Source organism: Bradyrhizobium sp. 76, from assembly GCF_023073025.1.
Taxonomy (GTDB): domain Bacteria; phylum Pseudomonadota; class Alphaproteobacteria; order Rhizobiales; family Xanthobacteraceae; genus Bradyrhizobium.
Window position 1 is genome coordinate 106,074 of sequence record NZ_JADPIS010000131.1, and the last position, 26,469, is coordinate 132,542.

General features: G+C 59.6%; 26 protein-coding genes, 1 tRNA gene and 1 pseudogene. 10 read left to right on the plus strand and 18 right to left on the minus strand.

Features of this window, described 5'->3' with window-relative positions; translation table 11 throughout:
• Positions 1–6: 6 nt before the first annotated feature.
• The 5 genes from IVB48_RS33790 to IVB48_RS33810 all read right to left on the minus strand — a co-directional run bounded on the left by IVB48_RS33790 (position 7) and on the right by IVB48_RS33810 (position 3,976).
• Entirely contained in the window at positions 7–831 is an 825-nt protein-coding gene (locus IVB48_RS33790; RefSeq protein ID WP_247406963.1) for an alpha/beta hydrolase, read from the minus strand.
• A 19-nt stretch (positions 832–850) separates the two neighbouring features.
• Positions 851–1,360 (minus strand): hypothetical protein, encoded by a 510-nt coding sequence (locus IVB48_RS33795; RefSeq protein WP_247406966.1) that lies wholly within the window; start codon positions 1,358–1,360, stop codon positions 851–853.
• Positions 1,361–1,591: 231 nt separating this feature from the next.
• Entirely contained in the window at positions 1,592–1,900 is a 309-nt protein-coding gene (locus IVB48_RS33800) for an EthD family reductase (RefSeq protein ID WP_027565721.1), read from the minus strand.
• A 126-nt stretch (positions 1,901–2,026) separates the two neighbouring features.
• On the minus strand, positions 2,027–3,733 hold the full coding sequence (locus tag IVB48_RS33805; protein ID WP_247406969.1) for an FAD-dependent oxidoreductase: 1,707 nt from the start codon (positions 3,731–3,733) through the stop codon (positions 2,027–2,029).
• A 42-nt stretch (positions 3,734–3,775) separates the two neighbouring features.
• Positions 3,776–3,976, minus strand: a complete 201-nt coding sequence (locus tag IVB48_RS33810) for a hypothetical protein (RefSeq protein ID WP_247407297.1) — start codon at positions 3,974–3,976, stop codon at positions 3,776–3,778.
• A 314-nt stretch (positions 3,977–4,290) separates the two neighbouring features.
• Between IVB48_RS33810 and IVB48_RS33815 the strand changes: the two genes are divergently transcribed.
• Positions 4,291–4,365: transfer RNA gene (locus tag IVB48_RS33815), tRNA-Thr, on the plus strand.
• A 94-nt stretch (positions 4,366–4,459) separates the two neighbouring features.
• A complete protein-coding gene (locus tag IVB48_RS33820) occupies positions 4,460–6,163 on the plus strand; it encodes a site-specific integrase (RefSeq protein ID WP_247406972.1) in 1,704 nt (567 codons plus the stop codon).
• Between the two features lie 165 nt (positions 6,164–6,328).
• Here the strand turns inward: IVB48_RS33820 and IVB48_RS33825 are convergent, their stop codons facing one another.
• The 3 genes from IVB48_RS33825 to IVB48_RS33835 form a co-directional block, all read right to left on the minus strand.
• Entirely contained in the window at positions 6,329–6,595 is a 267-nt protein-coding gene (locus tag IVB48_RS33825) for a hypothetical protein (protein WP_247406974.1), read from the minus strand.
• A 153-nt stretch (positions 6,596–6,748) separates the two neighbouring features.
• Complete coding sequence (locus IVB48_RS33830; protein ID WP_247407300.1) at positions 6,749–9,616, minus strand: phage tail tape measure protein; 2,868 nt, start codon at positions 9,614–9,616, stop codon at positions 6,749–6,751.
• Entirely contained in the window at positions 9,573–10,091 is a 519-nt protein-coding gene (locus IVB48_RS33835; protein ID WP_247406976.1) for a hypothetical protein, read from the minus strand. Before IVB48_RS33835 ends, IVB48_RS33830 begins: the two co-directional genes overlap by 44 nt.
• 215 nt (positions 10,092–10,306) lie before the next feature.
• Between IVB48_RS33835 and IVB48_RS33840 the strand changes: the two genes are divergently transcribed.
• Positions 10,307–10,738, plus strand: a complete 432-nt coding sequence (locus IVB48_RS33840; RefSeq protein WP_247406978.1) for a hypothetical protein — start codon at positions 10,307–10,309, stop codon at positions 10,736–10,738.
• Between the two features lie 145 nt (positions 10,739–10,883).
• A complete protein-coding gene (locus tag IVB48_RS33845; protein WP_247406981.1) occupies positions 10,884–11,570 on the plus strand; it encodes a recombinase family protein in 687 nt (228 codons plus the stop codon).
• Positions 11,571–11,903: 333 nt separating this feature from the next.
• Here IVB48_RS33845 and IVB48_RS33850 read toward each other — a convergent pair whose 3' ends face one another.
• The 6 genes from IVB48_RS33850 to IVB48_RS33875 all read right to left on the minus strand — a co-directional run bounded on the left by IVB48_RS33850 (position 11,904) and on the right by IVB48_RS33875 (position 15,189).
• Positions 11,904–12,176: a hypothetical protein gene (locus tag IVB48_RS33850; RefSeq protein WP_247406982.1), complete on the minus strand. Its 273-nt coding sequence runs from the start codon at positions 12,174–12,176 to the stop codon at positions 11,904–11,906.
• Between the two features lie 12 nt (positions 12,177–12,188).
• On the minus strand, positions 12,189–12,548 hold the full coding sequence (locus tag IVB48_RS33855; RefSeq protein ID WP_247406984.1) for a hypothetical protein: 360 nt from the start codon (positions 12,546–12,548) through the stop codon (positions 12,189–12,191).
• Positions 12,548–12,733 (minus strand): hypothetical protein, encoded by a 186-nt coding sequence (locus IVB48_RS33860; RefSeq protein ID WP_247406985.1) that lies wholly within the window; start codon positions 12,731–12,733, stop codon positions 12,548–12,550. Before IVB48_RS33860 ends, IVB48_RS33855 begins: the two co-directional genes overlap by 1 nt.
• Positions 12,734–13,192: 459 nt before the next feature.
• Positions 13,193–13,801 carry a hypothetical protein gene (locus tag IVB48_RS33865; protein WP_247406986.1) on the minus strand — a complete coding sequence of 203 codons (609 nt, stop codon included), beginning with the start codon at positions 13,799–13,801 and terminating at the stop codon, positions 13,193–13,195.
• A 103-nt stretch (positions 13,802–13,904) separates the two neighbouring features.
• Positions 13,905–14,888, minus strand: coding sequence for a helix-turn-helix domain-containing protein (locus IVB48_RS33870; protein WP_247406987.1), 984 nt, complete (start codon positions 14,886–14,888; stop codon positions 13,905–13,907).
• Between the two features lie 76 nt (positions 14,889–14,964).
• Positions 14,965–15,189 (minus strand): ribbon-helix-helix domain-containing protein, encoded by a 225-nt coding sequence (locus tag IVB48_RS33875; RefSeq protein ID WP_247406988.1) that lies wholly within the window; start codon positions 15,187–15,189, stop codon positions 14,965–14,967.
• Between the two features lie 255 nt (positions 15,190–15,444).
• Between IVB48_RS33875 and IVB48_RS33880 the strand changes: the two genes are divergently transcribed.
• Positions 15,445–15,966, plus strand: a complete 522-nt coding sequence (locus IVB48_RS33880) for a hypothetical protein (RefSeq protein WP_247406990.1) — start codon at positions 15,445–15,447, stop codon at positions 15,964–15,966.
• Positions 15,967–16,158: 192 nt separating this feature from the next.
• Here IVB48_RS33880 and IVB48_RS33885 read toward each other — a convergent pair whose 3' ends face one another.
• Complete coding sequence (locus tag IVB48_RS33885) at positions 16,159–17,715, minus strand: ISL3 family transposase (RefSeq protein WP_247406992.1); 1,557 nt, start codon at positions 17,713–17,715, stop codon at positions 16,159–16,161.
• A 48-nt stretch (positions 17,716–17,763) separates the two neighbouring features.
• Entirely contained in the window at positions 17,764–18,120 is a 357-nt protein-coding gene (locus IVB48_RS33890) for a type IIL restriction-modification enzyme MmeI (protein WP_247406993.1), read from the minus strand.
• Positions 18,121–18,595: 475 nt separating this feature from the next.
• Between IVB48_RS33890 and IVB48_RS33895 the strand changes: the two genes are divergently transcribed.
• Complete coding sequence (locus IVB48_RS33895; protein ID WP_247406996.1) at positions 18,596–20,314, plus strand: retron Ec67 family RNA-directed DNA polymerase/endonuclease; 1,719 nt, start codon at positions 18,596–18,598, stop codon at positions 20,312–20,314.
• A gap of 61 nt (positions 20,315–20,375) precedes the next feature.
• Entirely contained in the window at positions 20,376–21,566 is a 1,191-nt protein-coding gene (locus tag IVB48_RS33900; RefSeq protein ID WP_247406998.1) for a Shedu immune nuclease family protein, read from the plus strand.
• 233 nt (positions 21,567–21,799) lie between these two features.
• Here the strand turns inward: IVB48_RS33900 and IVB48_RS33905 are convergent, their stop codons facing one another.
• Positions 21,800–22,630: a hypothetical protein gene (locus IVB48_RS33905; protein WP_247407000.1), complete on the minus strand. Its 831-nt coding sequence runs from the start codon at positions 22,628–22,630 to the stop codon at positions 21,800–21,802.
• A 578-nt stretch (positions 22,631–23,208) separates the two neighbouring features.
• A pseudogene (locus IVB48_RS33910) lies at positions 23,209–23,388 on the minus strand (Ku protein); the annotation flags it as partial.
• Between the two features lie 382 nt (positions 23,389–23,770).
• Here IVB48_RS33910 and IVB48_RS33915 point away from each other — a divergent pair.
• The 3 genes from IVB48_RS33915 to IVB48_RS33925 all read left to right on the plus strand — a co-directional run bounded on the left by IVB48_RS33915 (position 23,771) and on the right by IVB48_RS33925 (position 26,321).
• A complete protein-coding gene (locus IVB48_RS33915) occupies positions 23,771–24,880 on the plus strand; it encodes an HlyD family secretion protein (RefSeq protein WP_247407003.1) in 1,110 nt (369 codons plus the stop codon).
• A gap of 211 nt (positions 24,881–25,091) precedes the next feature.
• A complete protein-coding gene (locus tag IVB48_RS33920; RefSeq protein WP_247407005.1) occupies positions 25,092–25,733 on the plus strand; it encodes a response regulator in 642 nt (213 codons plus the stop codon).
• A gap of 132 nt (positions 25,734–25,865) precedes the next feature.
• Complete coding sequence (locus IVB48_RS33925; RefSeq protein WP_247407008.1) at positions 25,866–26,321, plus strand: helix-turn-helix domain-containing protein; 456 nt, start codon at positions 25,866–25,868, stop codon at positions 26,319–26,321.
• Positions 26,322–26,469 lie beyond the last annotated feature (148 nt).

The window sequence follows — 26,469 nt, forward strand, 5'->3', positions numbered from 1 at the left end:
GGCCGCTCACTCCCTGAAGAACGCCAGCAGGTCCGCGTTGATGGTCTCGGCGTGCGTTGTCGGCATGCCGTGCGGGAAACCCTTGTAGGTCTTCAGCGTGCCGTTCTTCAAAAGCTTGGCCGACAGCGGTGCGGAGTCGGCGTAAGGCACGATCTGGTCGTCGTCGCCGTGCATCACCAGCACAGGCACATTGATCTTCTGCAGATCCTCGGTGAAGTCGGTTTGCGAAAACGCGACGATGCCGTCGTAATGGGCTTTCGCGCCGCCCATCATGCCTTGGCGCCACCAGTTCTGGATCACCGCTTCCGAGGGCTTCGCGCCGGGACGGTTGTAGCCATAGAAGGGGCCGGCCGCGATGTCGCGGTAGAAGCTGGCGCGGCCGGCAGCGAGCTGTACCTGGAAATCGTCGAACACGCTCTTCGGCAGGCCGCCGGGATTCGCGTCCGTCTTCAGCATCAGCGGCGGCACCGCGGACAGGATCGCGGCCTTCGCCACCCGGTTCTCGCCATGGCGCGCGATGTAATGCACCACTTCGCCGCCGCCGGTGGAGTGGCCGACATGGATCGCATTCTTCAGGTCGAGATGGGCGGTCACGGCCGCGAGATCATCGGCATAATGATCCATGTCATGGCCGTCGGCGACCTGCGACGAACGACCATGGCCGCGACGGTCATGGGCGATCACGCGATAGCCGCGCGTCACGAAGAACATCATCTGCGCGTCCCAGTCGTCGGCCGACAGCGGCCAGCCATGGCTGAACACGATCGGCTGGCCACTTCCCCAGTCCTTGTAGAAGATCTCGACGCCGTCCTTGGTGGTGATGGTGGGCATTGTCAGGCTCCTTGAATGATCAAGCGAACGCCATCGGCTTGAAGCGGCGCCAGGCGCCGATGGTGAGCACCACGAAGAACACCAGCACGAGGCCCTGCACCACGGCGAACACGGGGCCTCCGGGCGGCGCCGGCGCCACGGCGGGCGCGAGCGCGGCGAGCGCCGGCACCTTCAGGAACGACTGGATCACCAGCACGAAGACGTTGAAATACAGCGAGATCATCGCGGTCACGATGTAGACCGGTCGCCAGACGCCAGCGAGTTTCATGCCGTAGAGCGCGATGCAGGCGATCGCGAGCAGGACCAGCGAGATGATGCCGATGATATGCGACGGCAGCAGCTCCTTGAACGGAAACAGGAAGCCGGTGGCGCTGGTGAGGATCGTGAACGCTAAGAAAATCGCGGTGAGGCCCGGCATCGGCTTCGAGCCGAGCAGGCCGAACATCACGACGAGGCCGGCGGCGATGCCGATCAGGCTGATGACGACATGGACCTGCGTGAAGGCGGGCAAGCTCAACCCAAGAACCATGACATCTCTCCTATTCTCTGCATCAAGTTCGGGAGATTGATATTACGGCCCTCATCAGATTGCCACACGCGCTGGCGTCACACATGCGTGCGCAGCCATGCGTCATCGTGCGAATCGAAAACGCATGGCTGAATTATTTGCATCGCTGTCATAAACGACGGCAGGCTTTCAACGAAAGTTGAATCGAATAGGCGGGGGCGCTCGCGAGGTGCGAGCGCCCCTGCACACGTCTCACACTTCCTTGGTGTCGAAGATCAGCAGGTCGGCGCCGCCGCTGGCGAATTTCGGCACGTCAGCGCCGGTCGCCTTGCCTTCCGGGCTGCCGAATGCCGCCTGGATGTCGGCCGCGCTGTCGAAGGTGAGAATGGCGACCAGATGGATTCCGGACGGTCCGGCGGGGGAGCCGACCGGCCCCTTGCTGATGGCGTACTTCTTCAGGCCGGGAAGTTTCTTGGCAAGCGGAATGTGGGTCTCGGCGTAATACTTGTCGAAGGCCGCAGCATCCGTGGGCGTTTTATACAGCACGACGATTTCAGCCATTTAGTTCCTCCCATTTGAGTCTTTGTTCTTCCACGGGCGTTTGGCCTCGCGACGAGGGGATAGTCCGTGGGACACGTCGGGATGGCAAGTCACATTCGCCTTGCCATCTGCGTGTCTTCTACTTGACTAAAGCGCCGGCTTTGCGGCGTCGCCGAGATAGCCGTGCAGGGAGGCCACGACCTGCGCGCCCTCGCCGATGGCACCGCCGACGCGCTTGACCGAGCCGGAGCGGACGTCGCCGACCGCGTAGACGCCGGGCACCGACGTCTCCAGCGGTGCAACCAGCCGGCCCTGGTTCTGCTCGGACTGCGCGCCGGTGACGACGAAGCCGCCGCGATCGAGCGTCACGCCGCAGCCGTCGAGCCAATTGGTGGCGGGATCGGCGCCGACGAACAGGAAGAGATTGCGGATGTCGGCGAAGTCCTCGTCGGCCGACAGCCGGCTCTTCCAGCGGATGCGCCGCAGCAGCGAGGCCTCGTCGCCTTCGAGCGCCGTGATCTCGGTGTTGAACATCAGTTCGATGTTCGGCGTGGCTTCGATGCGCTCGATGAGATAGCGCGACATGCTGGCGCCGAGACCGCCGCCGCGGATGATCATCAGCACTTTTTTGGCGTGCCCCGAGAGGAACACGGCGGCCTGCCCCGCCGAGTTGCCGGCACCGACCAGCGCCACCTCCTCGCCGGCGCACAGCTTCGCCTCGACCGGCGAGGCCCAATACCAGACGCCGCGGCCCTCGAACTTGTCGAGGTTCTCGATCTCGGGCCGGCGATAGCGCGCGCCGCTGGCGACCACCACCGCGCGCGAGTGCAGGGGGTCGCAGCCGTCGAGCGCCACCGAAAATGCGCCATCCTTGCGCGTGCAGTCGAGCGACTTCACCGTCACCGGGATCATGATCTCCGCGCCGAACTTTTGTGCCTGGTTGAAGGCGCGTGCGGTCAGGGCCTGGCCGGAAATTCCGGTCGGAAAGCCGAGATAGTTTTCGATGCGCGCGCTGGCTCCGGCCTGGCCGCCGAAGGCGCGGGTGTCGAGCACGGCGACCGATAGGCCTTCGGACGCGGCATAGACGGCGGTGGCGAGTCCAGCCGGCCCGGAGCCGACGATCGCGACGTCGTAGATGCGGTCGTTGCGCGGGCCGCCGATCATGCCGATCGCGCGCGCAAGCTCGGTTTCGCCGGGATTGCGCAGCACCGCACCGTCGGGAGTGACGACCAGCGGCCAGTCGTCCGGCTTGGGCGAATAACGCGCGATGACGTCGGCGGCGTCGCGATCGCGCGCGGGATCGAGCAGATGATGCGGCTGGCCGTTGCGGGTGAGGAAGCCCTGCAACCGCACCACGCCTGCCGAATGCGACGGACCGATCAGCACGACGCCGCCGACGCCGCCCTGGAGCAGATTGACCCGGCGCAGGATCAGCGCGCGCATGATGCGCTCGCCGAGCTCGGCCTCGGCGACCAGCAGCGCGCGCAGCCGCTCCGGCGGCAACAGCAGCGTCTCGACATCGCCTTCGGCGCGACCGTCGACCAGCGCCGGCCGTCCGGAGAGCTGGCTCAGCTCCGCCAAAAATTGCCCCGGCCCCTGGTCGATCAACGGGGTCACATGGCCAAGGCCGTCGCGCTGGGTGATGGCGACGTGGCCCTTCAGCACGACGAACATGCCGGGCCCCGGCTTGCCGGTCTCGAACAGGAATTCCCCATCGGCATAGTTGCGGACCTCGCCGAAATGCCTGACACGCTCGATCTCGGCCGATGTCAGCGTCGGAAAGGTCTGTTCAGGGCGGGTGAACCGCGACATCTGCGCGTCACTCTCGGGTCGTTGCGATTCGTCCTGCCCCATTGCCACGTCCATGCTCTCCAAAGAAATTCCAGCCGTCGGATTCTAGCCGCCGGTCTTGTCGGCGGTCCCCTCATCTAGGGAACCATCTTCATTCTGCGAGGGGTCGACACTTGTGGCGCGTTCGCGCGCCTGCACCTTCCGCCGCTTCAGGTTTTCGCGCAGCGCCGATTTCAGCCGGTCGTCGCGGGACGCCCTCGCCTGTCTCGAGTCCTGCCGCTCGCTCTTGTCGTTCTGGTCAGCCATCGGGTCCATTACAGCGATCGGCGATAACATGCCCGAGGAATAAGGCAGCTCAAGAGGCCCGCGCGATCCGATCGTGCGAAAATCGAAATGGATCGAACCCGGCGCGTCGGGCAACTGGCCAGTTGGGTGGGGATATCGGAACCGAACCCGCGGAAAGTCGGCCATTTCGAGCCAAAACAGGCACTTTGGCCCCGATATCGACCCGATTTTATCGCTTTGGCGGAGCTAGCAAGCTTGCACAGGAGGGGGGCTTGTGGCAGATATCGGCCCGCTTGGTAGGCCCCTCGTGGCGGCCGATTCTTACCCCAGCACATGCTGCCGTAGCTCAGTGGTAGAGCACTCCATTGGTAATGGAGAGGTCGACAGTTCAATCCTGTCTGGCAGCACCATTTATCCCATTGGATGCATTGATTTTATTAGAAATTCGGTCCTGAGTGCCACACAAGAGTGCCACACAGACCAATGGTTTCCTTAAAACTTCGCATGGACAAGCGCGCCGCTTCTACCGTTCCCCAATTTCGTTGTCGCGTCCCGACTAAACTGGTTGATCAGCTACGCGGTAAGAGAATTTTGCTGCATCTGTCACGTCGGACTGAACCGGCCTGCATCAAGGTCGTGACGATCGGCACCGACGTTGCGTTCAGCCTTGAGACCACCGATGAAACGATTGCCGCCGCGCGTCACGCTGACGCTCTGGAGCACTTGCAGCGTCTGTTCGATCTAACCGCAACCGCACCAATCAACTTGTCTCATCGCGAAATGGTCGCCTTAGCTGGCGCCGTCTATCACACCTATGTCTGGGTCCATGAAGACAATCCAGGTGAGCCGGGAAGATGGGCGTGGCACAAAGGACTCTCACGCGCCATCTATGAAGGCCGCATACGAGACGCACCGCCAGCCACGCTGAAGGTTGACGATGCAGATACCGGCCTCGTCATGTTTGGCTCCGGCGATTTGACGGAAGCTATCAACGCCCTGCCCGCCGGTCAGCATGATGGACTTGAGGGTCGCTTCGGTCTGCTGGCAGATTGGGCTTTGATCCGACACCGCGTGCACCTCCCCTCCGATCAACGGAAGCACTTTCTAAAACTGGTTGCGGCTGCATCAATAGATGCGGCTTGGCAGCTTCGCCGAAATGCCGAAGGTGACTACCGGCCTGATCCTTTGGCGCAGCGCTTCCCCCCAATCGAAACCATCGAGGTGGTCAAACCGAAGCAGACGATCAGCGGCCTATTTGACTTGTGGTGGAAAGAAGCCAAGGCAACTGGCCGCTCTCAGAGCACACACGACACTTACAAGGGCGCAATCGATAGGCTGATTAAGCACCTCGGACATGACGATGCCGGCCGCGTCTCTAAAGACGATATGCTTGCGTTCAAGAATGCCCGCCTCAAAGTGGTGAGCGCCAAAACATTGAAAGACGGCGATCTACCCGGAATAAAGTCCGTGTTCGGATGGGCGGTTGACAATCGAAAGCTAACAAAAAATCCGGCGGACGCAATCAAAGTCAAATCGGAAAAGAAAATCCGGACCCGATCGAAGGGCTTCACGGATGCAGAAGCCACCGCGGTCTTCGCTGCTTGCCTGGGATACGTGCGGAAGCCGAAAGAGGATGCCAAGACCGCCGCCGCCAAGCGATGGGGCCCGCTCATCGCGGCTTACACCGGCTGCCGGATTGCTGAGGTGTTGCAACTTCGCAAAGAGGATGTCCGCAAGGATACCCAACATCGCGTCTTCGATTTCAACCCGGCTGCCGGCAGCATCAAATCAGGCTTGTATCGGCTAGTACCCGTGCATCAGCACCTCATCGATTTGGGCTTGCTGCGCTTCGTTGAAGACTCTGACGAAGGACCTCTGTTTGCAAAGGGCAGCTACAAGCGCGTCGTGGATTTTGTTCGGGCGGTCGTTACCGACAAGCGCGTCCAACCCAATCACGCTTGGCGACACCGCCTCAAGACGATCGCCCGAAACCTTGGGCTGGATCACCGGGTCGTCGATGCCATCCAGGGGCACGCCCCGCGAACGGCCGGCGAGGACTACGGAGACGTGTCCGTGACGGCCATGGCTCGCGTAATCGCCGCTATTCCGCGGATCGCGGTCGATACCGCCGCGAGTGGTCGCCGTAATACAACTCCTTCCCAGACGGCTCGATCACGGCGAAATAGCCGCCCGCAGCGAGGCGCCTGATTGCGCCTCGCACCTTGCCGAGACTCAGACCGGTTCGACGGCAGATTTCCGGATGCGAAATCTGCGCGTCTCCCCGCTTGGCGTCGAGTGAGCCAAGCAACACCTGAGCAACGGTGCGATCCACCGGCCGCATGTTCTGATCGTTCGCAATCTCTTGCATCAGCATCAGCAAGCACCGCGCGCATTGGCAGCATCAAGGTAGATGACGGGGGTGGGGTTGGCGACCCATTCCCTGATGACGCGGGAGATTGGGATCAGGTCTGCCTCTCCGAGACGTATCTGGTCGACATAGTCGAGCGCGACCCAAAGATCGCACACCGCGCTAGTGACGCGGTTCAGGTCTCTGGAAACGATGGCGAGGTCGTCACCGTCGAGGGAGCGGGCAACGCACAGTCCGCTTTCTTGATTGATCGAATAGCCGCGATAGTTCATTTGACAACTTCCTTGTGAACAGCAGCATCATAGGTGCGCATTCCGATACGTCCATTTGCAGTTTCGGGTTTGAAATTGCATTCAAGCAAGCGAGATGCCAGCCGTTGCTATACGTCCGAGCTAACGGCCGGCCTCCCCACCTACGTGTAGCGGTTACGTGTATTCAGATGCGGCATCGTGCGTGCGCCAATTCATGCTCTCGTCGATCCGGCGCTGCACCAGCGTCGCCAGTGCTTCCGGATCGTGAGATGAGCCGTTGATGTGGATCGCGACCGGCCCCATGGAGCGAACGTCACCCGCACCAGCGCCAGCACCGGGCGCTGCCGGAGGCGGAACGTTCTGGATCACGCTGGCAGGCGGTACCTGGGAGGTAACGCCCTGAGGCACGTTGACGCCAACATTCCCCCGACGAACTTGCGTGTTCGGACCAGCGTCAACCCAATGGTATTGCACGCGGTCGGAGTCGTTTCCGGCAAGCATGCGAACCTGTAGGCGACCATTCACCATTCGCGTTTCACCGGTCGCAATGCCAACGTGACCACCTGGTTGATTGTCGCCGTGACCGTTCGTCATCAATACAACGTCGTTCCTCTGTGCCTGCGATGGATCGATCCTGCTTCCCCAATGCTGATAGCTGTTCGCGACATTGGAGCCGGTGCCTTTGCCGCCAGCCGCCGCAAGCGCATGGTTGACGAAACGAGCACACCACGCATTGCTACGACCGCGTACATCGCCACCGAGAGCAGCGGCCAATACACGGGATTCGTTTGGGACGTTCTCGCTCATCCCTTGGTACTTTTGAGCCCAAGCGAGAGCGTCACCGCTGCCAGCATATCCACCGCCGCTACCGAGCGCATTCATCTGCTTGCGAACGCCTGCGGACCAGCCACCGTTAAGCCCGCGCGGATCATTCGCTGCACCGGGCGGCGCGTAGACATTACCCATCTTGTCGAGATCGCCACCGGCTCGCCGATAGTTCTTTGCGACAACTTGGCCGGCCTTGCTGATGCCGTCGTCGAGACTACCGAACTGCATTTTGCGGCGAGAGCCGGTTGCCGGGTCCATCAATCCGGCGACATTGTTTCCGGATAGCACGTTGCCGTTTCCGGTTTCGTGCGCAATGACACCGGCCAGCAACTCAGGCGAGATGCCATTGGCTCGCGCTGCCGCGACGACCTGATCGTACTTGCCGGCGAGTGCGGTGCCAGCGAATTTGCGCTCGAAAGCGGACCGGCTCGATGTGCCAGCGCTGAATGACGGGACTTTGTCTCGACCGATGATGCTGCCGCTGCGGCCGACTCCGAAATCAGGCAGTGGGACACCCGGAACGCTCTTCAGCAAGCTGCGAACACCACCACTGAGACCGCCCCCAAGTCTGCCGGAACTATTGAGCCCTGGGCCGCCAGCGGCAGCATATGGCAAGCCGCCACCGACACCGCTGTTGACGAATGCGGCGCGCTCGACTTTGCCCGTGAACTTGTTCAGGCTGTCGGACAGGCCGCTGGTGCGACGCATGCCGGAGAAGTCGGTCGGACCTTCAAAGCTGGACTTTTTGTATAATCCCTTCCTGTGCTCGCGCTGGCGGGCGCGCCAATCGTTGGTGGACTCGCCGGGGCGTTTAATGTTGGCGTCGGGCACACCGTCATTCTGGTGACGGGCGGCGAACATGCTCAGCAATGCGACGGCAGCCGGCATGCCGGCAATGAACGCGAGAGCGTTTCCAAGTCCGGTTAGTCCGAGAGTGACAGCGGCCAGAACTGAGATGACAGGCGACAACGCTGCCAAGGCGACGGTCAGTCCAGTCAGTTGCGCGACTAGATTGCCCATCTCGCGTGCATCCGCCGGGTTCTTTCCAGCGAGGAATCCAAATGCGGAGAAGGCAGTCTTGAGTTCGCTGGCAAATTCGCGAATGCCTTCCGCGAAGCCCTTGCCGAACTCTCGCCACTTCGCGACGGTCCCGGCATCGAAGTTGTCGGCCATGGATTTGACGACTTCGCCCCAATCCTCGAGTCCGAAGCCCTCGCGAGCACCATCAACTAGTGCTGCAAAATGTTCGCGGATCGAGTCGAAGTTGAAGCTGTTCGCTAAGTTGATGATGGAGTCAGAGACTTGTTCGAACCAGGTCTCAAGGCCAGCACCAACCTTCTCCCAAACGAGACCCAGCGCCGCGCTGATGGACGCCCACCGACCCTGCATCGATCGAATTTTCTGGAACGCTGTCTTGTCGAGGAAGCCGGGCTTGCTCTCGATGTCCTTCAGCACGTCGCGTAGCTTGTCGCGACCCAATACAATCGTAAGTAGTTCGTCCATCCATTCGCGACCACCGATTTGTTTCGCGACTTTCGTCCGCAGCTTCTCCGGCAATCTGGCTAGGCCATCAAGGATTTGCTGAATGGCTTCCATCGGCCGGTCTCGCATGGCCTTCGCCATGGCACCACGGCCACCAAAACCCAGCGCATTCGCGGCAGCATTGAGGTCACTGGCCTGTTGACCCTTGGCGGAATCCGCACCAGCGATCTGCGAAGTCAAAAAGCTGGTGAACGTGCCCATCTTGAACGGTTGCACGGCAAGCGAAATGCCGGTCGCGTCGAAGGCCGCAAGCTGCTCCGGCGTCATCTGGGTGGTCGCGAGCGCAGACAGACTGCGGCGCATCGCCTCGATAATCTCGTTTCCATCTGCGGCGGTCGAGTTGTTCGCGACCGCGACCGCGTTCAAGATTTTGCCGAAGCGGCCCGTGTCCCACGGCATCTGAGTCGAGAGGCGACCGAGTAGCTTGCCAACTGCTTCGGGGTTGACGTCGAGACCTGCCTGCGCCTTCAGAGCCAGCTCCGCGAACTCGCCCGCGAACTGCTTGGCGACACCGGCCTTGAGACCTTCAACCGCTGTGTCTATGACCTTGGTGCTTCCGACTCCGTACTTGATGCCGGCTTTGTCCCCGAAGTCCTGACGAAGCTTTGCAACCTCGCCCTTGGTTAGGTCACCGAACATCTCGGCACGGACTTCCGCTGCCTGGGTGTCCATGCGCTTCAATACCTGCTCCCGTGATGGCGGCCCCGGCTGCAATGGTGCGAATGCGAGGAGCGGGCAGTCGGCCGCCTCCACCGCCGTACGAGCGTCCCGAACCGGCACGACGTTCCACTTCAGCGCGGCGTTCGATCTGGCGAAGGTAGTTAGACTCCAGGCGTTCGAGAACTGCATAGGCTCTCCGTGCGTCGCTCACGCGCTGAGCGCTTGCCTTGGCCCAGTCGGTCGAATAGCCACGGGCGGCCGACCGGCTGAGGTTGGCCATGCCTCGCAGCTGGTCTGTTGCCGCTTTCGTCGAGCGGCTGAGCCCGTCGAATGATTGCATGCCAGCGCGACCGACACTGCTGAATGAAGCGCTGAAACTCTTCGCGGTGGACTCCAGCTTTTTGATATCCGCGATGACCTTGCGGAGCACAGGTGACAATTCGTCCACGCCGGTGAGTCTGGCGCGAATGTCGAGATTTTCGGACATTGATCGGGTCTCTTGGTTGAGGCGACTAAATCGCCTTTTGGAAAATGCGCTGATGCGGCGCATGGAATGGTGACGCCCGATTATTTCGGGGGTGGGGTGCTGAAAATTGCCTTTTGGAGATTCGAAGTATGAGGGGCTTGGCCGACCGAGGGGCTATGCCAAATAAAAGACTCGCGCCTTCACCCTCTCTCGCTTTCCAGTGCTGGGAAACCTGATTGGCGATGGGTGAGGATGACCAGAGGCGTGCGGTCTACTATTTGACCTCTCGCATTCTGGTCGGGTACAATAACAACCAAGTCGAGCTATCGACCTGTGCGCCCGCATCCCTTGTGGGTACCGTGCTCAACGCAACGATCTTCCAACGCATCAGCATGCACACCGCCATGACCGGACACCGGCATGGCGAACGAAGGATCATTGGTATGAGCACGATCACATTCAGCGCTGCCCGACGCCGTTTCGAGCGCGCCCACGACAATCACCGAACGATAAGCAAGATGAGCCAAACCGAGAGGCAAGGCATGGGCGGCTCTCCCTTCGCCCTGGTGGAGGGCAGCACCATCATGGATGTTGGAGACCTGACAGCAGTGGAGCGTTGGTGCCGAGACGCTGGCGTGCTGGGCACGGGCGAGACCGTCGCCGGCTAGAAGTTCGGGATCGAAGGCGGACCGGTGACTACCGCCGGTCCGCGATCTCAAAGACTTCGTTGCCAGCGAGATTACGCTTGCCACGCCTGAAATCCCGTCTGTATAAGATCAATACGTTCGATCTAATCTTATACACGGACCTGAAATGACCGGCTCAGCAATCAAGACTCCACTCATCGGCTACGTTCGCGTCAGCACTGGCAAGCAGGCCAAGAGCGGGCTGGGCAAGGCGGCCCAGAGGGCGGCCATCCAGCGCTTCGCCGACGCCGAGGGGTTCGAGGTTATCGGCTGGCATGAGGAAGTCGAGACGGGCAAAGGGGCTGATGCTTTGGAGCGCCGTCCTCAACTTGCAGCGGCCCTACAAGCGGCCCGCAAGGCCAAGGCCATGGTGTGCGTCGCTAAGCTGTGCCGACTCTCGCGAGACGTTGCCTTTGTGTCCGGCCTCATGGCGCAGCGGGTCTCGTTTGTGGTTGCCGAACTCGGCAAGGATGTTGATCCGTTCATGTTGCACATTTTCGCCGCCCTGGCTGAGAAAGAGCGCAACATGATCGCTATGCGGACCCGTGAGGCATTGCAGGCGAAGAAGGCCGATGGGGCTAAGCTTGGCGGACCCAAGCTGGCCGAGGCTCGCGTAGCTGCCGTGGCGGCAAAGAAGGCGGAAGCTGACCGGTTTGCCACGAACATCCTGCCCGTGATCGAGTCCATTCGGAAGGCCGGCTCAGAGACGTTACGGGAGATCGCGGCAGCGCTCAACGCGAGGGGTATTCACACCGCGAACGGTGGCAACTGGCATCCGACAACGGTCAAGAACATCCTGGACCGCGCGGCGTAGATCATCGGAATGCCTTGCAGTAGCCGCCGCTGGTGAAAAAGCCAGACGGACAAGCCCGGCCTTCAATTTTCGGCACGGCGTGCGGCGTGTCCCGATGCAGCGCCTCGCACTTGTCACCGAGACACCGACGTATCCGGTCGGGCAAGTGCCAGTGCGCTGGACGCGCTCCCGGCCATCTCGAGTCGGTGTCGGATAAGCTGACGCGGCGAAAGCGGGAGGCGCGGCCACAGCGAGAGCCACCGCGCCATGCAATGCGAGTCTCAGAATCGTCATGTGGTCGCGCCTCCCTTGCGGCCTGCTCACGGTGTGAGTTCCACGGCCGGCCGATCTTGGTCAACCGGCCATCAAGATGTTCGTTGCGTTGACCTCCGCTTCGATGGCGGCAATCGTCGCCTTGGTCGCTTCGATGGCTGCCGCTGATTCAGCCACTAGAGCAAGTGCATCCTGATGTGCTTGCGTAACGACGGCCAGCTCATGCTGGGCATCGGCCAGTCGCTGCATCCGATCACGGGCGACCAGATGGGCGGCACGACTCTGCCGCACCATCGGTGAAAGCTGCTCGATATCCTGCCGGGTGGCAACCGCACTTCGTAGTCTGCGAGACATAGTGGGTAACTCCTATCGTTTGGCGCTGCGAGAAGCAGCAAGCTCTGCCATAAAGTCGCGGGTGATACCGCTATACCGGTCGATGTCGTTGGCGGTTATCGCGGGACGTCGCCTGCGCATCTGGCTGACGGTCCGTTCATCGTCCGGCTGATCGGGCTGTTGCAGGCGACTGAAGCCGCTGGGTGCCCTAGCGTGCAGGTCTGCGAGATAATCCCTGATGGACAACGTCCCCTTGTTCGGGATCGTGATCATGGCGCCGTCCAAGGACGATCCGGCCAAGTCGATCGCCACAACTGACATGGTCGCGGAGTTGATCTGAAAGCCGTTCGCGTGTGCGGCAGAGACAACGGCGTCCTCGATTGCGTTTGTCATCACGCGGCCTCCCGGCGAAGGGCAGAGATCATGGCGCGGCGCATCCAGCTTGAGCGGTTCGGTGCGCTCGGATCATCGAGCGATGCAGCCTGATCGATGCGGTTGATCAGGATTTCCGGCAACAGCAAGGTGACGTGCCGCATCGGCGACGACACAAGTTCATGAGGGTCGAATTGAGGTTTCATGCGGTCTCCAAAATAGAAAAGCCCGCGTGCCGGAGGAGGCAGCGGGCGGGGTGGAAGGTGGTGGTGGAAATGAACAGGGGCCAGCGCGGCCCCTTGCGATGTTGCCCTGTCAGTCCATGTTAATCGACGGGCATTATGGAGTATTTCCTACCACAGTCCCCCTCCAAAATCAAGAGAGTTTGAGTTGTATCAGAAGAATTAGCACATCTGTAATTGCTCCTTTTATGGGATGTGCAAAGTCTAGGCGGTAGCCCCCTGCATGCTGTTCAAGAAATGACGACTATCATGCGATATGACGACCATCATCCCATATTCGGTTCCCGATGTGAACAGATAGTAACATCCCCTAGAAGGCTCTGGCGTGGTCGTACAGGCGCCTGAATGGTTTGAGGTTGCGAAGTAGCCCTCTGTCGAGAAGAGCGCCTGTACGGCGGCTCTGAGGGGCTGGGAAACGGCCTCCTACTGGCGGTGAAAGCTGATGCCGTCCGCAGGCACGATGCCCAGATCATTCTTCAGGCCGGTCAGGATGAAGCCCACCGTCCTGGTTTTGACCTCGAATACGTTCTGGGCGCTTGGCTTGCGGCCGGGGCAATAAATCCTCTGGACGATCTCGCTGTCGGCACCGCGAGCAAGGGCGACGGCAGCCTTGCTGAGCCGGTCTCCGGACTTCGCCGCACGGACCCATCGCATCCACTCCAAGACGCCCATGGCGCGTCCCTCATCGCGCCGGGGCAAGCACGTCGCTTGGCCGTCGAATGGCTTCATCGCGGACAGGACGCGATTGCGTTCGAGTGCCGCCAGTTCGGTGTGAGACATGCCGGTCGAAAGCGTCCAGTTCGATCGCTTGCCGGAGGTCAGCCAGCGACGTTCCTGGTCCGGTGTCTTGTCGATGGTCTCGACGGATTCGATGAGGAGCTGCCAAATCACGTCCCGGTGCGTCGCCCTGTCGCCCTTGAGATCGCGGGCGAGTTCAGCGCCATGAGCGAGCCAGTCTAGCGCGTCGTCGATGTCGGAGGGGCGGCGAACTGCCTTGATGTGGGTGATGGTCGTCGTGGCGGCGGTGGTCATGATATTTCCTTGGCAACCGGTGACGCCCTACGGCGCAGAACACCGGCATGGATTGATGGGGTGGACGGCCGGTGGCTTGTCAGGGCACCGGCAGGGTGGGTGTCTAAAAGGGCGGGTCTTCGTCGCAGCGCTCCGGCCCGTAGTCACCGGCTGTTGCTGGCTCCGGCTGCCCGTCCGACGACTGGCTCGCCTTCAGGGCTTGAATCCATTCAAGCCAGCCGGGATGCCAATCGTGGCGTCGCTCGCCCGGATGGTGCTCGACGAAACGATCGATCTCAGCATCAAGTTCGTATTCGTCGAGGCCTAGCAGATCGATCGCTGGCTGAAAGTCCCGATCGATCCACGTCCAATCCCACGCGAGGAATCCTTGCGGGTGGTTCGCCCACTCCCCATTAAAATCAACCAGCCAGCGCTCGCCGGAGGCGGGTGCGCCAATGAGCGGAGCGAATTTTGAGTGTGCGTCCTTGAGGTGGGTAGGTGAGGTGGGTAAGTAAGGTGAGTCGGGTCCGCGCCGCAGACCGTTTGTTGATGCGCCGCGGACCGTTTCCGTTTCGCCGCAGACCGTTTCGGTTGCGCCGCGGACCGTTTTGCCGCGGACCGTTTTGCCATCTTCGTCTACCGCGCCGAATATGTCCCACATCGGCAGCCAGTAAAGGTTGGAATTTCCGGCCCCGCCCCTACCCCGCTCCACCTTGCGCTTCACCATGATCCGCCAATGCTCGGGGATAATCTTATCCGCAGCTTTGGAGCCGTCTGCGCGCTTGCGTCCCGCCATCACCCCAAGCTCAAGAGCGGTGAGGTTTTCTTTAACGGCGCTTACCGAGCAACCCAATTCCTTCGCCAGCGTCACGGCGCTGGGGAAGGCGTATCCGTGTTTCTCCGGCGACGCCTTACGGCCCTCATTGGTCCGATCGACTAGGCGACTGTAGAGACGCTTTTGAAACCCGCTGAGTTCGTATTGCGGAGCCCCCTGGACGGCGGCGTCAAAAGCCAGCTTGGCCCCTTGCGTGATCTTGATTCGGCGTCCGGTCGGTGACGTGATGATCGGAGTCGGATCTAGGTTGCCTTCGTTCTCGTCATGTGACATTATCAGCTTACCAATTCTCTGTTGACTTGCTTCCCAAGCCCCGGCGCGCCAACGCTGGGGCTTTTCGTTTTCTGGATCAGGCGACCTTCCGCGAGGCCTGCTCGACGTAGGCTTGAAGCGCACGACGGGTAAACTCGGCACGGCTCAGGCGCATCGGAATGCGGGCGGCATCGACGGCGGCAGCTAGTTCCTTGGAAGCCGGACAGTTGATCTGGAACTTGGTTGCCATCGGATCGTAAAACATTCGCAAGTTGTAGCTCCATTGTCGTGGGCCTTGGGTCTGGCCACGGGTGATGTTCACGGTCTGTATATCATATTTCTGAAATATGTCAAATTCCTCTTGACAACCAAAACACAGAGCCGTCAGCAGCAGGCGATTCTGACCTGGGCAGCGCCCCTGGGGTTCTCGCTGCGATTGTGCGAGACTTTGTCCGCAACTTTAGGCGCGGCCATCAACTAGCAATTGGGAGGATACGGGAGAGTTGTAAGAACGTGATACAGGACGAGCTGCACACGCACGAAGGGAAGCAGGATTTTGCTACGGTACGCTTTCACATTGGCCGTCTTGCTGGCGGTGACAGTCCCCGCCACCGCGAACGACGCTCTGAAGACGCTGGAGGCATTCTACGATACTTGCCTTGCACAGGGACCAAGTTTCGACCGCACGAAGGCAGCAGCTAATCTATTCAAGTGGAAGCCATTACCCCTTGAAGCGCTTACAATGCTCGCGCCCCCTCAGACTCCCGATCGCTTCGAAGGCTGGTTGGTCAACAGCGAGGGCTATCCCAAGAACACCCTTGTCGCTGTGACGAAGGGCCGCCTAGATGGACGACCTGTCCTCACTTGCACCATGGCGGTCGTGGGCGTGAACAGCAACAATGTAGAGACGCTCTTCCTTGAACGTTTAGCTCCGCGCAAGACCGGGGAGCAAAGCAGTGGTATGCAAGAAATCCGCACTTACAGGCTCACGACGGGCGTTCAGGAAGCTGAGCAACTGGTCGTCATGACGGGAGTGACGCCTGTCAATGCTGAACCTGTAGCCATATTCTCGTCCATGATAGACGACCCCGAGCGGTAGTGCTCAAGACCTTAGCAACCGGCCTCAAGCTTGGAGGAGCGGCCTTCCAAGTCCGCAATCCGTTCAATCCTCTTTGCACTCGCGGTCGACGTAGGCCATCCACACATCAATGCGGGCGCATTCGCGTGCCAAGCCACCGAGTGTCATTCGGCCTGCAATATTGGCTCTGACGCAAGTTTGGTGCAGCGCCGACTATTCGGCACCAATTAGTCTGGCTTGAAGCAGATCGATTTTCCCGCGGCCGTACATTTGACGTCTGACGAGCTTGAGGCGCGTGATCTGACCTTCAGTTTGTCCGTTGGACCATGGTGAGGTGATTGCCGCCCTTACCGCCGCCTCGTCCTTCGCGACGCCGCTGGCGAACGAGGCGACGAGACTGGCGCGGGCGCGCCCGATCCATGGGATGAAGCCCGCCTCGGTCTTGCGCCGAATCATCAGGTGGAATTCGGCGATGATCTCGCGTGCCTCGACCAGAGTTGGCACGCCAGCTTCGATCGCCGCGACCGTGACGGTCTCCGCTTTCGTGAGCTGGTCCCGCCCGATAGTCATGAGGCGAGCGATTGTTCTGGCAGAGGGAATCCGATGGAGGTTCTGTGCATCGGCCTTTTCGGCCTGTCGTCTGCGGGTCGCCCACTCGCTGACGACACGGAGCGAGCCGCGGAAGCCACGCGCTGCTAGGCGGCGCCAGAGTTCAGCCCCGTTTCGACAGCCGGACACCCACTGATCATCGAGCCATGGCAAATGTAGATCCAACGAACTTTGCCTGGTCCGAAAGACATCGGTGCGTTCGCCGCGGATCACCTGCCGTACCAGCTTCCTGCTATAGCCAGTCTGACGCACGATCTGCTTGATGGGTATGCCGTTCTTCGACAGTGCCAGGATGGCTGCATTGGTCTCTTCGCGGCGCAAGTAGCCGACATACTGGAGGCGCTCGGCTGCTGTCAGCAGTTGAGGATCGATCGTGGTCGCGCCGATGACGGTGCGAATCTGGCGCATCGATTTGCGGACGGCGTCAAGGAAGGCCCGACTGGCGTTCTCCATCAGATGCCAGCGGTCGGCGACCTGCACCGCGTGCGGCAAGGCTTTGGCCGCCGCTTCGCCATATCCGCCGCCACGGTCGCGGGCGACGATTGCAATCGTGGGATGCGCAGCGAGCCAGGCTCGGGCCGTCGCGGGCTCACGATCCGGCAGCAGGGTGACTACCCGGCGCCTTTCGAGGTTGCAGATGATGCTGGCGTATCGGTGATTGCGACGCCAGGCCCAATCATCGATGCCGATAACCTTGAGCGGGTCAGCCGGCGGACGGTGACGGCGTCGGACCACGCGCAGAAGCGTGTCCTTGCTCACCGGCAACATCAGCCTTTTTGCGAAGCCTGCCGCCGGTCGGCCGCCAAGCGCCAGACCAAGGTGATGGACGATAGAGTCCAGCCTCGCCGTGCGTCGCGCTGATGGAGCCAATATCCCCTCGGCGAAACGCTCAGTGAAGATCTGGCGTCCGCACAGGACGGAGTCGCAGCGGAAGCGGCGTGCGATCACCAGGAGCTTCACGACCCGCCCCGAAAGCGGCAGATCGGTCACACGGCGCCGATAGCGGCTGTGGACACGTCGAGAAGCCGCTCCGCACGACGGGCAAATGCCGACGCTTCCGGATCCCCGGACTGTGATGACGGCTTTATCACCTTCGTAGCACGCACTCTCTACAACAAACCCACGCGGCACCAGACTGGAGCGGTGGAGTGCTTGCTGCATGGCGCTGATTCTCCTCCAATCAAAACGCCAGACATCCCCCGAACTGCATCAAAAGTGAGTCAGAGCCAAATTTGAACGCCGATTGACATTGGTGTCGTAGGCGGCAACCTCGTGCCCATCGGTCGCAAGAAGGAAGCGCGGCTTCTGCGTTTTCGACGCCTTGCTTTCCCTGAGCTGGTCCAGTGTCTCTGCAACTTTTCCGGCTGGGGCGGCTCGATAATAAAGCTTTCGCGACCAGAGCACATCGATCGGTTTCTCGCCCTTATTCTGGGTGCCTGAGCGCAACTTCGTGAGCGTCGCCTTGGGAGCGTTGTAGACTTCCAGAACTCGGAACGCGAACTCGCCTTGGTCAAACGGCTCCTTCACGAGGTCGGCAAGCTGCAATACGATTTCGGCGATGTTCATCCGGCACAGCGTTCATAGGTAGGGGCGCACACAGCGTTGCTCGGCATTTAGCGCCTTTTGGGTGACGCATCTCGAAACGCGCAGCGTCCAGGGGAATCTTCCGAGAGCATATACGCTAAGTATCATGCGGGGTCCAACGGGGACCTGTACCTCTTTGCAAGCAGGCCGCCCATGGCGCGGGCTTCAACCATCCTGACCTCAAGCTGCCTCACCGTGGAATTATTTCTTGGTGGGCGGCACACACCCGGCCAGCGCGCGCGCTTCGTTGTCCAAGAGCGCTCTCTTGTTGATAAGTAGCCGCAAACCTTGCTCCAGCAAGAGTGGGCTGATCAACTGCAACTAAGGCTTGCGGATAGATTTTGCTGTTGTGCTTCGCGACAGTTGATATGAATGCACGTAGGAATGCGTGCTCCCTGCAGTTCGCTGCGACGATGCGTCCGATCTGGCGTACGAGTATCCGCGAGCCTCTTTCCTCATGACACAGCTGGCTAGACTCAGAGGCGTCACAACGCTCCCCCAACTGGCACGAGTTTTGGGAGTCCAACCAGCATCCTTGTCGTTCGTTTTGTACTGGCTCCCTGATCAGCAGAAGTACGAGCAGTTCACTATACCCAAGAAAGGAGGTGGCTGGCGACTAATCACGGCCCCCAAGCCCCGCCTCAAGATGATTCAGACAAAGTTGGCTGATCTTCTTTTGGACATTCACGTCGAGTTGGAACAGTCCCGCTCCCGAAGTCAGTGCCAGCTGGCACACGGCTTCAAAAGGGGCTTTTCAATCGTCACGAACGCCACGGCGCACCGAAACAAGCGGTTCGTGTTCAACGCTGACCTGAAAGACTTCTTTCCCTCAATCAACTTCGGGAGGGTTCGCGGCTTCTTCCAGCGGGACAATAACTTTTTACTCGATCCAAAGGTCGCGACTATAATCGCGCAGATCGCTTGCCGCGACAATCAGCTGCCTCAGGGAAGCCCGTGCTCGCCTGTGGTATCAAATCTGATAGCGCATATCCTTGATATTCATCTCAATAGGTTAGCTCGGGCCGGTAGGTGCACATACACCCGCTACGTGGACGACATCACATTCTCAACAAATGAAAAAGAATTCCCGTCCTCGATCGCGAGGCTGGTGCGTGGTTCGATAGACAAGTGGGTTCCGGGGGACAGTCTCGTCAAGCGCGTGTATTCATCCGGCTATTCGCTGAACTACGACAAGACGCGAATGCAGCGACGGGACTCGCGCCAGGACACCACAGGTCTCGTCGTTAACAAGAAGGTCAACGTGCGCAACGAATACTATAAGACAGCACGCGCCAAGTGCGACCATTTGTTCAAAAACGGCTTCTGCTTTTCAGATAGAGATCGAAGGCCCTTATCCGATGACGCCTTGGAGGGGACGATGGGTTTCATTCGCCAAATACGCGGACTCAAGACCAAAGATTGGCAGAGTGAGCAGAGCAGCTTCTTCAAGCTAAATCGGACGTTTTTGGATTACATTGCGTTCCACGGAATCACACGCCCCAAAATCATTTGCGAGGGAAAGACCGACAATATCTATCTACGATGCGCGTTCCAGCGACTAAGAGCTCAATTTCCGGATTTTATCCATCCAGATCCCAAGGTGGGTCTCACGGTCGAGCTTTTCAACTACACCGAAGCGGCCGCCACCTTTCAGGATCTATCCGGCGGCACCAACGACCTATCCAAGCTCCTGTCGCACTATGCCGCACGAGTGTCGCCCTTCAAGCTCTCGCCAGAGCAACCCGTGATCATGATCGTCGACAACGACAAGGGATCAGCCGATCTGTTTAGGAAATTGACCAGGATGCTCGGCAGGGTCGTCGGGGGGCTCGATCCATCCTACTACGTTTGCGCAAATCTTTATGTCGTGCCAGTCCCGAAGGTCATATCAACCCTTGAGGCGGCCATCGAGGACCTGTTTGAACCGGCTCTTCTTGCCAGGACTATAAAGGGCCGACACTTTGATAGAACAGGCAAGGAGAAGGATCGCAGCAAGTGGTACTCCAAGGTCGAGTTCGCAACTGACATTGTGAAGCCCGAGCGAGCCACAATCAACTTCTCCGGTTTCGAACCGCTCCTGCAGGTCATATTAGACGTGTGCAAAGACTTCAGGGGACGTCGGGCTGCACGGTCCAAAACTTTGCCCAGCGCTTCCGCGAGCGCCGGTTCTCCGTAAATCATGGAGAGTGCGCTCAACTTGTGGTATGGGATTGACTCCCAATTTGCGGGGGAGCTCCGTGCCCGACGACTATGATGAAAGGCAGATGTTCTTCGAACGGCGCACTGATAAGACGATTATCAGCAAGCGCTTTCCCAGCGCCCCCTCGGGGCAGATGCTCCGCATCGCTACGCACATTGTGCAGGGCGATCCCGGCCTCGCGTTCGCGCAGGTGAAGGACGAGGTTGTCCTGCGGCAAACGCCGTCTGGGCGATACGAGATAAAGGCGACCTTCGTCGAGGACGACAGGTCGGTAAGAACGCTGACGTTTCAGAAGTACAGCAAGCGAACCGGCCCGATTGAAAAGCAGTCCTTCTCATTTGTTGGATCGGAAATCGCCACGCTGTTGAATTTCTTGGCGGGCCTGAAGACGGTGCCATTCGACGATGGATCGAAGGTGCATCTACCCGATGACATGTTGCGCGACATCATTCTTGATCAAGGGCAGGCTCGACGCATCTTCGCTAAAAATGCGGAGGTATTCTTGCAGCTTGCCCAGCAGGAAGACCTAACACGTGATTTGATAGCCGTCGGATACAGACGCAAACAGCTTCGTTACTTCGAGAGACTGCTAAGAGACCGGCAATTTTTTGCTGCCGAGCAAGTTCGGCTCGATTGCAAGCCCGAGGCTTTGTGGCAGCAGTATTTCGAGGCCAACACCTGGATATTTGGGTACGGCCTATCCTACCAGTTCGCTTCGAAACTCGATGAAGGCAAGCTTGAGCGAATCGTGAGGGGACGAGACTTGACCGGTCCTGGCAAGCGAGCGGACGCACTGATGAAAACGCGCGGCATCGTGAGCTCTCTCTGCTTTGTTGAGATCAAGCGGGACGATACTCCGCTGCTTGGACCAAGCCAGTACCGCTCAGGAGCATGGCCACCTTCATCCGAATTGGTAGGCGGCGTGGCTCAGACTCAAACGACCGTTCATGCAGCTGTGGAGGCAATCGGTGACAAGCTATCGGTCGAAGACGAGTTGGGGGATCCAACGGGAGAGATTCTTTTCAGCATCGAGCCGCGATCTTGCCTCGTTATCGGCAGTCTCGATGAGTTCAAGACTGAGAACGGCGTGAACACTTCCAAATTTCGTTCGTTCGACCTTTATCGGAAGAATACTTGGCGACCGGAGATACTGACTTTTGACGAACTGTTGCACCGCGCTCGCTTTATCGTCGAACACGAGCCGGCGGACAAAGAAGCTGTTGGCTAGTCTTCGTCTGATTGTGGAACGGATTTGCAGCTTGATCCATTCGCTAACCGAGCGCTGTTCTGATTCTGGCCCGCGAACTATTTTATTTATGGCGGTAGACATGACTGCCGGTGATGAACTTCTTCGTCCTGAGCCTTGGAGGGCTTGTTCAATGTCTACACTTGATCCGGCATGCGCAGGCGGCCCCAGGAGGTCTATGAGGCGTCGCCGGCGCCGGTCGCGGCCGACCTGGACTAATCTGGCAGGTCGATAACCTGATGCAGATTGGTAACGCGGTAACCCGCAGGACGGCCGCCGACAAGCTGAACATTCACATCAACAATGAAGCCCTTTTTGTAGACGTTTTCGTCAGCCTCGCGAACCTCATGTTTGATCCTTTGCTCGGCCAGCTCCGAAGCGTAGATTAGCGGCAGATCACGGGGTGAGATGTCTTCGATTGCAACACGCTCGCCAGTTCTCTTGCCCATTACGCCGTCCTTCACATTGGACTGCTTAAACGTCATCAGCACGCGCTGGTGATCCGCGCTCGTAGATGACTCCAGCAGCAGCTTCTGGTCTTCAATCTGCTTCTGCGCCTCTCGAGCTTGAGACGTATCAAATACTAGAGCCGCCTTTATTTTTTTCTTGCCGTCCTCATAGGCGACGGCCTGCAATGTCGAGCGTCCATTCGGGTCGTTGGCTATCGCCGACACCGCGCCCATGAAGTCCTTCAGATCGCTCCGGGTGGCATCCGTCTCTTTCGAACCCTCCAAGTATTTGCCAAGTACTGCCCTGTAGGTCTTCACAAACTTTTCGACGATTTGAATCTGCTCGATGACGTTGACAACAGCGCTTAACCCCTGGACTGCCCAAGGGATGAGGTCAGCTTCAATGGAGCCCGCGCGAACCTCACGCACGAAAATTTTTGCGTCCCCTGACAATTCCGGATACTGCGCTCGCACGACTTTGTCGTACTGACTCGCGATGGACGAGAACGCTGAAACAAAATCGCCTAGCTCAATCGGCCGTTTGGTCGCGATGTTGAGAATGATGTGAGGCAACTCATCCGGCTTGCGGCGTGCCATAGATTATCAATTTCCCCCGGAAAATGGCGCTCGCGTATTCTAAGCTCTAGACCGACGAACACAACCTCTATTATCGGAGATCTCATTCGTCGCTGCCGCGATGGCAGTGAACACAAGACTCCGCCAGGTAATCGAGCGATCGGGCGCTGACCGGCTGGGCGATAATCCTGCTGCAAGAGGCAGGCGCCGTCCGGGCTGGATGTAGGACCTGCGCCGACCCGCATGCGCGCGAGCGCCACATCCGCCCCCTTGTTGTCCAGTCCGAAGCCGCGTCCGCAAAATGTGGGACGTGCTGGACTTTGATCGGCGACAGCTGTCGAGTGTCATCAGCGAAGGCCTGTGCCGACCTTGTCGGGGCGCATGCGGGCGATTCCGAACCAAGCCAGCGCAAGCTCGATCCAGCGCTGCCGCTCTGGACCGTCCGTGCGCACGGCCTGCTTCATTGCGGCCTCTGCCTCGACCTGAGGGTCATGGTCAATATCCATGAGCCGAGATGTTAGTGTGACCAAGTAAACGAGACGTGGAGCCTGAGCCGATACGAGGCCGAGCAGTTCGGAATCAGGCCGATCTTCCTCTGCGTCCTGGCCGACACTCCGCCGCAGCGCGTCCATCAGATCGACGACCTTGCTCGCCGTCGGCTTGCACTTGGGCGCGATCGGCTTTCCGGCACGCTTCTGGTTGATGAGGTCGATCAGAGCAGTTTTTTGGTGGTCCTCGAACCTGTCCGGCTCAAAACGCCCGCCTCGACCTGCTCGTCGGCCGGCTCGCCAGCGAAGGTCCGGAAGAGGTGCTGGCGCGACTTGCCGCCGGCGGCATGTAGGAGGCGCGCCGATGGGCATTCGTGATCTGGGGCTTCGACGATACGGCAAGTTCACCGATGCGGAGGATCGATTACGGCGGGCGCCCTGCGGAGCTCCCGATCTGCACATCGTGTACGGACCAACGAGGCTTACTATACGGTATTCCCCACCAAAGCCGCCGGAGCGTCACGCTCATCGGCAAGAATAAAAAAGCGTCGCAGCAACGGGCAAACCGAAAAACACACGAGAAGATTCTAGCGCCGGGCCGATTTTGCATAGCGCGCGCTAACGAATATCGCGCAAATAGATATTTCCACCAACGAGTGACAGGGGCTGCGCCGTGCTCATCATCCTTTGCCTCTACGTTGTCGCGCTGTGGCTGGTGTTCTCGAAATTCAAGCTGGTGCGCTGGGGCTGGCTCTCGGGAACGGTATCGGTCCTTGTGGGCGCGTTCATTCTCGGGACGTTTCTCGGCCTATTCAATTACCTGACGCCGTCGGGCAAGGTCACCGTGGCTGGTCGTGTGATGGAGGTGACCCCAAATGTCGCCGGGCAGATTGTCGCCATTCCGATCAAGGCGAATGTGTCGGTGAAGGCCGGCGATGTTCTGTTTCAGATCGATCCGGCTCCTTTTCAATACAAGGTCGCACAGCTCCGGGCTTCGCTGGCCGCAGCGCTTCAACAGACCGATATCCTGAAATCGAACTACGCGCAGTCGACCGCAAATGTCGCCGGGCTGACGGCCCAGCTCAAGTACAACACGAAGCGTCTTTCCGATATTCAGACGCTCTATGCGAGCGGCGCCAACACTGAGTTCAAGGAGCAGGATACCCAGGTTCAGCTCGAGACGGTAACGGCACAACTCGGCGCGGCCAAAGCAACGCAGCAAACCGCCAAGCTCTCCATGGATTCAGAGATCGGCGGCGTCAATACGACTGTCGCCCAGATTCAGGCGCAACTTGACAACGCGACGTGGGAGTTGTCGCAGACCACGGTACGCGCGCCCGCGGACGGGTACGCGCCCGTTCTGGCATTGACCATCGGCGATCGCGCACTACCGGCGAGTGCGGTTATGCCGTTCATTGTCGACAGTGAGGTTACGATTATCGGAATGTTTGCGCAAAATGGCTTCCAGACCATCAGGGTCGGTACTCCCGTTGATATCGTTTTCGACAACGACCCGGGACGCATCTACCATGCAAGGATTACGAACATTCCGAAAGGTGTCGGTCAGGGACAGGTCGCCAACTCCGGAACGATCGCGCGCACCAACGCGATCGGCGGCGCGACGGTCTTTCCGGCGGCCATCTCGATCCCCGATGAGATGAGCCGTGATTCGCTGCGCCTCGGCATGTCGGGAAATGCGACAGCATTCTCGGAAAAAGCAGGAGTTGTCGGCCTCCTCGCCTCCATTCTGGTCTGGATCAGCGCCTATACTGCTTACCTTTAGCCAGCCCTATAGTTTCGGCAGCCGTTGGCTCGATCGACAACCAATGGTGTTGACGTCTCACGAATGCAAGGTATGCTCAACATATTGGATTTTTCCATGCCCGCGGGCTTGCACTCGTAGTGATTGTCGCTGCCTGACGCTGAGCCTGAACGGCGCCGCTCGGAGCATTTTCGGATTTTGCCGGCTGCTCTGAACAAAGGCGAGAGACGGAATGGCCGGTGGCCCTGTAATTCATGTCGTGGACGACGACGCATCTTTTCGCAGCGCCATTTCGCGCCTCCTGAGGGCCTCGGGCTACGAGGTTGCGGAATATGAGTCGGCGGGTAGCCTTTTACGGGCTATCCCAGACGCGAAGCCAGGTTGTCTCGTGCTCGACGTTCAGATGCCATCGCTGAGCGGACTGCAGTTACAGGCAGAACTTGCAAAATTGCCCCAGAGCTGGCCGATCATTTTCATGACTGGCCATGGCGATATCCCCAGCAGCGTGCGCGCCATCAAAGCTGGTGCGGAAGACTTTTTCTCAAAATCTGTGCCCAAGGACACATTATTGGAAGCGATCGAACGGGCGCTGGTCCGTTATGCGAAGATGCGCGAGAGCCAGGATCAACTTAATTCCTTTAGATCGCTGATCGCGACACTGACGCCTCGGGAAGGCGAGGTCTTTTCACTGATGGTCCGCGGCAGACCAAACAAACAGATAGCCCATCTGCTTGGCACGTCGGAACGCACCGTCAAAGCGCACCGGCACATGGTGATGGAGAAGCTGCAGGTTCGATCCTTTGCGGAAGCGGTTTCCGTAGCGGAACGCTCTGGATTGTTGACGATAGCGCCCTCACCCGAGACTTCGGTATAAAGTCGGCTGTTGCATAGCACCCAGCGTGCAACTCCACGTTTGCCCCGAAGGACAATATAACCCGGTCAGCTCGCGTGCTGAGTTGCTCCCAACGGGCCCATCTTAGCGGTTCGCCACGTGGGGGGCTTTTCCATGACCATCCATGGCTGGACCGCAACTATAGCGGAAATGCCCTTTACCCGGACCGACACGTCCTGGCGCGCTCTCGTCGAGCACGCGGAGAAGCTGGCTCTCGCCGATCTGGACGAACCACTTCACATTTCAGCCCTCTGCCATGCGCTTGCGGTCAGCGAGCGCACCCTTCGCAAGGCGTTTCACAGAATTCATAGCATCCCGCCGTGCCGGCACCTTCGGATGTTGCGGCTGTCTCAGGCGAGACGTGCCCTGTTGTCGGCGGACGGCAAGCTCGTCACCGTGACGGAAATCGCAACAGGCTTTGGCTTTGTGGAGCTGGGGCGATTTTCGGTCGAATACCGCAAAGTGTTCGGCGAAAGTCCTTCGCAGACGCTGTCGCGCGTATCTCCGATCGATCGGACTACCGTCAGCAGTCACGTCCCACGCCAGGTCCGCCCGGATCTTGTGGCTTGAGGACATGCGTGGTTTCCGCACTGGCTTTGGGGTGAATAGTCCGCGATGGTTGGAGTGGCTCTGGCGCAACATCCGCGGCTGATTCTGGATCTGAACCGATCTTGCATAGCGATCGCTTGCCACGAGACGTTCGATCTATGCCAATCTA

Bases quoted from the DNA above. Each gene is read 5' to 3' on its own strand.
- IVB48_RS33790 (WP_247406963.1), bottom strand. From the start codon at position 831: ATGCCCACCATCACCACCAAGGACGGCGTCGAGATCTTCTACAAGGAC.
- IVB48_RS33795 (WP_247406966.1), bottom strand. From the start codon at position 1,360: ATGGTTCTTGGGTTGAGCTTGCCCGCCTTCACGCAGGTCCATGTCGTC.
- IVB48_RS33800 (WP_027565721.1), bottom strand. From the start codon at position 1,900: ATGGCTGAAATCGTCGTGCTGTATAAAACGCCCACGGATGCTGCGGCC.
- IVB48_RS33805 (WP_247406969.1), bottom strand. From the start codon at position 3,733: ATGGGGCAGGACGAATCGCAACGACCCGAGAGTGACGCGCAGATGTCG.
- IVB48_RS33810 (WP_247407297.1), bottom strand. From the start codon at position 3,976: ATGGCTGACCAGAACGACAAGAGCGAGCGGCAGGACTCGAGACAGGCG.
- IVB48_RS33820 (WP_247406972.1), top strand. From the start codon at position 4,460: ATGGACAAGCGCGCCGCTTCTACCGTTCCCCAATTTCGTTGTCGCGTC.
- IVB48_RS33825 (WP_247406974.1), bottom strand. From the start codon at position 6,595: ATGAACTATCGCGGCTATTCGATCAATCAAGAAAGCGGACTGTGCGTT.
- IVB48_RS33830 (WP_247407300.1), bottom strand. From the start codon at position 9,616: ATGGACACCCAGGCAGCGGAAGTCCGTGCCGAGATGTTCGGTGACCTA.
- IVB48_RS33835 (WP_247406976.1), bottom strand. From the start codon at position 10,091: ATGTCCGAAAATCTCGACATTCGCGCCAGACTCACCGGCGTGGACGAA.
- IVB48_RS33845 (WP_247406981.1), top strand. From the start codon at position 10,884: ATGACCGGCTCAGCAATCAAGACTCCACTCATCGGCTACGTTCGCGTC.
- IVB48_RS33850 (WP_247406982.1), bottom strand. From the start codon at position 12,176: ATGTCTCGCAGACTACGAAGTGCGGTTGCCACCCGGCAGGATATCGAG.
- IVB48_RS33855 (WP_247406984.1), bottom strand. From the start codon at position 12,548: ATGACAAACGCAATCGAGGACGCCGTTGTCTCTGCCGCACACGCGAAC.
- IVB48_RS33860 (WP_247406985.1), bottom strand. From the start codon at position 12,733: ATGAAACCTCAATTCGACCCTCATGAACTTGTGTCGTCGCCGATGCGG.
- IVB48_RS33865 (WP_247406986.1), bottom strand. From the start codon at position 13,801: ATGACCACCGCCGCCACGACGACCATCACCCACATCAAGGCAGTTCGC.
- IVB48_RS33870 (WP_247406987.1), bottom strand. From the start codon at position 14,888: ATGTCACATGACGAGAACGAAGGCAACCTAGATCCGACTCCGATCATC.
- IVB48_RS33885 (WP_247406992.1), bottom strand. From the start codon at position 17,715: ATGCAGCAAGCACTCCACCGCTCCAGTCTGGTGCCGCGTGGGTTTGTT.
- IVB48_RS33890 (WP_247406993.1), bottom strand. From the start codon at position 18,120: ATGAACATCGCCGAAATCGTATTGCAGCTTGCCGACCTCGTGAAGGAG.
- IVB48_RS33895 (WP_247406996.1), top strand. From the start codon at position 18,596: ATGACACAGCTGGCTAGACTCAGAGGCGTCACAACGCTCCCCCAACTG.
- IVB48_RS33905 (WP_247407000.1), bottom strand. From the start codon at position 22,630: ATGGCACGCCGCAAGCCGGATGAGTTGCCTCACATCATTCTCAACATC.
- IVB48_RS33920 (WP_247407005.1), top strand. From the start codon at position 25,092: ATGGCCGGTGGCCCTGTAATTCATGTCGTGGACGACGACGCATCTTTT.
- IVB48_RS33925 (WP_247407008.1), top strand. From the start codon at position 25,866: ATGACCATCCATGGCTGGACCGCAACTATAGCGGAAATGCCCTTTACC.